Annotated in this window: 6 protein-coding genes; all 6 read left to right on the top strand. The window is 37.0% G+C overall.

Translation table 11 applies throughout. The features are described from left to right. The first annotated feature begins 587 nt into the window (after positions 1–587). The 6 genes from dnaA (at position 588) to gyrB (ending at position 7,199) form a co-directional block, all read left to right on the top strand. Positions 588–1,940 carry a chromosomal replication initiator protein DnaA gene (gene dnaA / locus IEV74_RS15095; protein ID WP_188456211.1) on the top strand — a complete coding sequence of 451 codons (1,353 nt, stop codon included), beginning with the start codon at positions 588–590 and terminating at the stop codon, positions 1,938–1,940. 185 nt (positions 1,941–2,125) lie between these two features. Then, entirely contained in the window at positions 2,126–3,262 is a 1,137-nt protein-coding gene (gene dnaN, locus IEV74_RS15090) for a DNA polymerase III subunit beta (RefSeq protein WP_188456207.1), read from the top strand. Positions 3,263–3,511: 249 nt separating this feature from the next. Then, positions 3,512–3,733, top strand: a complete 222-nt coding sequence (yaaA, locus tag IEV74_RS15085; RefSeq protein ID WP_188456210.1) for a S4 domain-containing protein YaaA — start codon at positions 3,512–3,514, stop codon at positions 3,731–3,733. 40 nt (positions 3,734–3,773) lie between these two features. Further along, entirely contained in the window at positions 3,774–4,886 is a 1,113-nt protein-coding gene (recF, locus tag IEV74_RS15080; RefSeq protein WP_188456206.1) for a DNA replication/repair protein RecF, read from the top strand. Between the two features lie 14 nt (positions 4,887–4,900). After that, on the top strand, positions 4,901–5,179 hold the full coding sequence (gene remB, locus IEV74_RS15075; RefSeq protein ID WP_188456205.1) for an extracellular matrix regulator RemB: 279 nt from the start codon (positions 4,901–4,903) through the stop codon (positions 5,177–5,179). Positions 5,180–5,273: 94 nt separating this feature from the next. Next, complete coding sequence (gene gyrB / locus IEV74_RS15070) at positions 5,274–7,199, top strand: DNA topoisomerase (ATP-hydrolyzing) subunit B (protein WP_188456204.1); 1,926 nt, start codon at positions 5,274–5,276, stop codon at positions 7,197–7,199. Positions 7,200–7,300: the final 101 nt, after the last annotated feature.

Genomic DNA, 7,300 nt, shown 5'->3' with positions numbered 1-7,300 from the left:
ACCCCTTCCCCTTATATGTACCAAGAGATGGAGGGGTGTTATTGTGTGATTTTACTGTAAAACTCAGGTTATACTTAACAATAAGGCAATCTGTCAAATGCCCCTTAAAAATAATTATCCACACACTCCTGTTTAACGATTTTCGACAAAATTTTTCTATCCACAACACATATCGACAACTTAATCACAAAATATAGTGGTGTGGATAAAAATTGTCTACAACCGATTGAATTTGTGGATAAGTGTCAAAAAGCCATTGCACCTAACGCTTTTTTTTGGTATTATATTTGTGTTTTAACATGTGTACATCCGAAAAATGATTTCCACTTTTCCACAATGTGTGGATAACCTGTGGACATTTGTTCACACCACTGTTAACTTACTTATCAACATAAATGTGGATAACGTACATAACTACTTATAACGATTCGTATGCCTATGTCTCACTATCCACAATAAAATATTTTTTTAGGCAAGCTAGTTGATTCGTACAACAGGCCTTTCCATCTTTCATTATTTCACTATATTGAGAGATTGAGAGAGGCTTTTTCTTTCAATACATTTACATGAAAGGAGTGAACCGATTCTTGGAAAATATTGAAGAACTATGGGTAGCTACATTAGAAAAAATTGAAGAAAAAATCAGCAAGCCAAGCTTTGATACATGGCTGAAAAACACGAAAGCGGAAAAATTGGATCAGGACTTGTTAACCATCGCAGCACCAAATGAGTTCGCAAGAGATTGGCTGGAAGGCCGATATACAGAATTAATTTCCGATATTTTGTTCGAACTGACCGGAGCCAGACTAACAATCAAATTTGTCATCCCTGAATCAAATACGGAGGTCGATGATTTAAAACCAGCTCCAAAGAATAAACCACATGTAAACAATAACCATGGAGCCGATGTTCCAAAATCGATGTTAAATCCAAATTATACATTTGATACCTTTGTTATTGGATCAGGAAATCGTTTTGCGCATGCTGCTTCGCTGGCAGTAGCTGAAGCCCCGGCTAAAGCATATAACCCTCTTTTTATATATGGAGGAGTTGGACTTGGAAAAACACATTTGATGCATGCTATAGGCCATTATGTTCGCGATCACAATCCTGATGCAAAAGTTGTCTATATTTCATCAGAAAAATTTACCAATGAATTTATTAATGCCATTATGGACAACAAAACGATAAATTTCCGCAACAAATATCGTAGTGTCGACATCCTTTTAATAGATGATATTCAATTCATAGCTGGAAAAGAATCAACCCAGGAAGAATTTTTCCATACATTTAACGCGCTGCACGAAGAAAATAAACAAATCATTATTTCCAGTGACCGGCCGCCAAAGGAAATTCCAACTCTTGAAGACCGATTGCGTTCAAGATTTGAATGGGGATTAATTACAGATATTACACCGCCGGATTTGGAAACTAGAATTGCTATCCTAGGTAAAAAGGCAAAAGCGGAAGGACTTGATATCCCCAATGAAGTAATGCTTTATATCGCTAACCAGATTGATACCAATATTCGCGAACTTGAAGGTGCGCTAATTCGTGTTGTCGCGTATTCATCATTGGTTAACCAGGATATTGACGCATCTCTTGCAGCCGATGCATTAAAGGATATTATTCCCAGCAGCAAGCCTCGGGTAATTACGATTCAAAAGATTCAAGAAGTAGTCGGAGAAAAATACAGTATCAAGCTGGAAGACTTTATCGCAAAAAAACGTACAAAATCGATCGCTTTTCCTAGACAAATCGCAATGTATCTATCTCGTGAACTAACTGACTTCTCCTTGCCGAAAATTGGAGAGGAATTTGGTGGACGTGATCATACAACTGTTATTCATGCCCATGAAAAAATATCAAAATTAATGGAAAATGATAATCTATTAAACAAAGACATTGAAGAAATTAAAGAGCAATTAAAATCATTTTAACTTGTCCACATGTGAATAGTGTGAAGAAAGTTTCAAACTTATCAACAATCTATCCACACCTGTGAATACTTTTAAATACTTATAAAAATAAGGTTATCCACATAATCACAAGCCTTATTACTATTATTACTGTATTTTATAAAAAAAATAATATAAAAGAACTTCCACTAGGAGGATTAATTTTCATGAAATTTGTCATTCAACGCGACCAGCTAATTGCAAGTGTGCAGGATGTAATGAAGGCCATTTCGTCACGAACTGCAATTCCTATTTTGACTGGAATGAAAATCGACGTTAAACAACACGGAATAACATTAACCGGAAGTGACTCGGATATCTCAATTGAATCATACATTCCAGCTGAAGAAGATGGAATTGTTCATGTTGAGAACATTGAGGAAGGAAGTATCGTTTTACAAGCAAAATATTTCCCGGATATTGTAAGAAAGCTTCCTGAAAATACAGTTGAAATTGAAGCAGATTCCAATTTAAAAGTAACAATTCGATCTGGAAAAGCTGAATTTAATTTAAATGGACAAGATGCAGAAGAATATCCACATCTGCCTAAATTACAGACGGATAGCAGCTTTAAAATCAATACCGATCTATTAAAAAGTCTTATAAAGCAGACAGTATTTGCAATCTCAACAATGGAAACCCGGCCTATTCTTACAGGGGTAAATTTAAAATTAGAAAATAAAAATTTGACCTTTACTGCAACAGATAGTCACCGTCTTGCATCAAGAGAAATACCTGTTACAGATGCAACTATAGAATTTCAAAGTGTTGTAGTTCCTGGGAAAAGCCTGAATGAACTTAACAAAATCCTGGATGATACAGAAGAATCAGTAGAAATTAGTGTTACAAATAATCAAATTCTATTTCGTACCAAGCATTTATACTTTTTATCACGTTTACTTGACGGAACTTATCCGGAAACTTCACGATTAATACCGGAGCAAAGCAAAACGGTTATTCATGCAAATACAAAAGACTTGCTTCATACAGTTGATCGCGCTTCACTTCTTGCCAAGGAAGAGCGTAATAATGTTGTTAAACTAGCAACAAATAATAATCAATTTCTGGAAATAACAAGTAATTCACCTGAGATAGGGAGGGTTGCTGAAGAAATTGCAGTGCAAGCAATTGAAGGAGAAGAATTAAAAATTTCATTCAGCTCCAAGTATATGATGGATGCATTAAAAGCAATTGAAAATGATGAAGTAAAAATTGAATTCACTGGAGCAATGCGCCCATTCATCATTCGCCCAGCAGATGGTGAACCAATACTGCAGCTGATCCTTCCTGTACGGACATACTGAATAAGGAATCAATTGCAGAAAGCAGCAGCTGGGACAAAAGCATTTTAATCTAAGAGAAATCCGAACTATCAATTCTTCAGGTAAGAATTTGTATTAGTTCGGATATTTTTTTATTTTAAAATCATTTTAAAAGCCATTAGAAGCCTTTTAAGAACATTTCTAGGGTCCCGCCTTTCCTTAATGCCAAATCTTTAGTAAAATAGATAGAAGGCGCAATAAAACTATCTAAAAAGAATTTTGGTGAGAAAATTGCATGAAAAAATTGAAATTGAAACCGAATATATTACACTAGGTCAATTTCTGAAGCTGGCTAACATCTTTGAATCCGGCGGAATGATAAAGGGATTTCTGCAGGAGCAAGGTGTTGATGTAAATGGTGAAAAAGAACATCGTCGCGGGCGAAAGCTTTATGAAGATGATGTGGTTGAAATTGACAATGCTGGATCATATATAGTTGCAAGCAAAAAATAGCACATAATTTACATTTTTTAACATAAAAAGAGGAATTCTCATGCATATTCAACAATTAAAATTAAAGAACTACCGAAACTATGATGATCTTGACATTTTGTTTGATGACAAAATCAATCTTATTATTGGTGAAAATGCACAAGGGAAAACCAACCTGATGGAAGCAATTTATGTTTTAGCATTTACAAAGTCGCATAGAACCCCAAGGGAAAAAGAACTTATCCAATGGGAGCAAGAATATGCTAAAATAGAAGGCAGGATTACGAAGCGAAAGCAAAACTTTCCACTTGAAATAATTGTTTCAGCAAAAGGCAAAAAAGCCAAACTGAATCGAATCGAACAAAAACGTTTAAGCGACTATATCGGGGCACTGAATGTTGTTATGTTTGCTCCGGAAGATTTAACCTTAGTAAAAGGACCTCCGCAAATTCGCAGACGTTTTATTGATATGGAGCTTGGCCAAATACAGCCCCGCTATATTTATCATCTGGGACAGTACCAAAAAGTATTAAGACAACGAAATCATCTATTAAAGCAAATGCAGAGACGGGACAAGAAAGATCCAACCATGTTAAACGTATTGACAGATCAATTAATTGAGCATGCTGCAGCCTTGTTAGAGAGAAGATTTATATTTTTGGAATTGCTACGCAAATGGGCAAGGCCGATTCATCATGGAATCAGTCGTGAATTAGAAGCATTAGATATTAAGTATGATGCATCAATCGAGGTATCAGAAGACGCGAATAAGGAGAAAATAGAAACTATCTACCTTACTAAATTTAAAGAGATACAAGAAAAAGAGATTGAGCGTGGGACAACATTAATTGGACCGCATCGTGATGACTTAATTTTCTATGTGAACAATAAAGATGTTCAAACGTTTGGTTCACAGGGACAGCAGCGGACAACTGCACTTTCGATCAAGCTTGCGGAGATTGATTTAATCTTTAGTGAGGTTGGAGAATACCCAATTTTGCTTCTGGATGATGTTCTGAGTGAACTGGACGATCACAGACAATCCCATTTATTAAATACCATTCAAGGAAAAGTTCAAACCTTTGTCTCCACCACGAGTGTTGATGGGATTAACCATGAAACATTGAGAGATGCTGAACTTTTTCGAGTGAAAAACGGGAAAGTAGTTACATAGAGGTGGTGGAGAAGATGTTTATTCATATTGGGAACGATACAGTAATTCAATCAAAAGACGTCATTTCAATTATTGACCGCAATGTTATCACTTCATCCTCAATCATGGAAGAAATGATGGCAAATGCCGCGAAAAACAATCAAATTAGGGGACCAGTTGACGAAAGTAAGTCTGTAGTTATAACTAGTGATTTAATATACTACAGCTCGTTATCTGTCCCAACATTAAAAAAACGAACAAGCATGATATCAATGATAAGTAAGCTTGATGACTACTCTGATGAGATTGAATAAACATAAGAAAATCGGCTGACTTGCTGATTTTTAACAATCCGACTTCTGACCTGAGTAGAAGCCGAGTTTTTCTTAAAGAAACGTGGGTGAAAATATGTCAATTGAAGACAAACTATCAAATGAACAATCCTATAATGCCGATCAAATCCAGGTGCTTGAAGGATTAGAAGCAGTACGAAAAAGGCCAGGAATGTATATTGGGTCAACCAGTGAAAAAGGCTTGCACCATCTTGTTTGGGAAATTGTTGATAATAGTATTGATGAAGCCTTAGCAGGGTACTGTGATCATATTCAAGTTATTATCGAAAAAGACAACAGTATTACGGTAAAAGATAATGGACGCGGTATCCCAGTCGGCATTCAGAAAAAAACAGGAAAGCCAGCTCTTGAAGTTATTATGACAGTGCTGCATGCCGGGGGGAAATTCGGTGGCGGCGGCTATAAAGTTTCTGGAGGTCTCCATGGTGTTGGGGCATCTGTTGTTAATGCCTTATCCAGCGCATTGGAGGTTTATGTGCATCTGGATGGAAAGGTGCATTTCCTAGGTTTTGAAAAAGGAAAACCACTTGATGAGATCAAAGTAATCGGGGAAACCGATATTACAGGTACAATTACACATTTCAAACCAGATCCGGAAATTTTCACTGAAACAACAACATACGATTTTGATACATTGCAGCAGCGGATTAGAGAATTAGCATTTTTAAATAAAGGGATTAAAATTTCCCTTGAGGATAAGCGGACCGATGAAGAGCCTGTAACCTATCATTATGAAGGGGGCATAAGCTCATATGTAGAATATATCAACCGCAATAAAGAGGTATTGCATGAGCCTTTTTATGCTGAAACAGAGGATCAGCAAATTACAGTTGAGGTTGCAATTCAGTATAATGACGGCTTTGCCAGCAACATTTATTCGTTTGCCAACAATATTCATACGTATGAAGGCGGGACACACGAATCTGGTTTTAAGACAGGATTGACGCGTGTAATTAATGATTATGCCCGTAAGAATAATCTGTTCAAAGAAAATGATCCGAATCTGACTGGTGATGATGTACGCGAAGGAATTACAGCAATAATTTCCATCAAGCATCCGGATCCACAGTTTGAAGGACAAACAAAAACGAAATTAGGAAACAGTGAAGTACGAACAGTAACGGATTCTGCCTTTAGTGAATCCTTTTCTAAGTTTTTATTTGAAAACCCTTCTGTCGCAAAAATAGTAGTGGAAAAAGGGCTAATGGCTTCACGTGCACGCATGGCTGCAAAAAAGGCACGTGAACTGACCCGACGAAAAAGTGCTTTGGAGGTTTCTAACCTTCCTGGTAAACTTGCTGACTGTTCTTCTAGGGATGCAGAGATCAGCGAATTGTACATTGTTGAGGGTGACTCAGCTGGAGGTTCTGCAAAACAAGGGCGCGATCGTCATTTTCAGGCTATCCTGCCATTACGCGGGAAAATTTTAAACGTAGAAAAGGCGAGACTGGACAGAATCTTATCCAACAATGAAGTGCGTGCGATGATTACAGCAATGGGAGCAGGCGTTGCCGAGGAATTTGATATTGAAAAGGCGAGATACCATAAAATTGTCATTATGACGGATGCGGATGTTGATGGTGCACATATACGTACATTATTGTTAACATTCTTCTATCGTTACATGCGTCCATTAATTGATAGTGGCTATGTTTATATAGCACAGCCTCCTTTATACAAAATACAGCAGGGGAAAGCGATACGTTATGCTTACAATGATAAGGAGCTGGACAGTATTTTAGCTGAAATACCGAAAACGCCAAAACCGGGAATACAACGATACAAAGGTCTTGGGGAAATGAACGCTGAGCAGCTATGGGAAACAACAATGAATCCGGAGACGCGTACATTGCTGCAGGTTGAACTAGCGGATGCAATTGATGCTGATCAGGTATTTGACATGCTCATGGGCGATAAGGTGGAACCGAGAAGAAACTTTATTGAAGATAATGCACAATACGTAAAGAATTTGGATATATAAAAAAGCGGCAAATTCAAGTCCTGCTACTAGATATAGATTAGCGAGTTTTTAAGGTAATCACTATTAACTAAACATTAAGAAGTCTTGTTATTAGTATAGTG

This window comes from Virgibacillus oceani, assembly GCF_014638995.1.
In the GTDB taxonomy this organism is placed as follows: Bacteria; Bacillota; Bacilli; order Bacillales; family Amphibacillaceae; genus Virgibacillus_E; species Virgibacillus_E oceani.
This window is presented reverse-complemented; position numbering and strand designations above follow the sequence as displayed.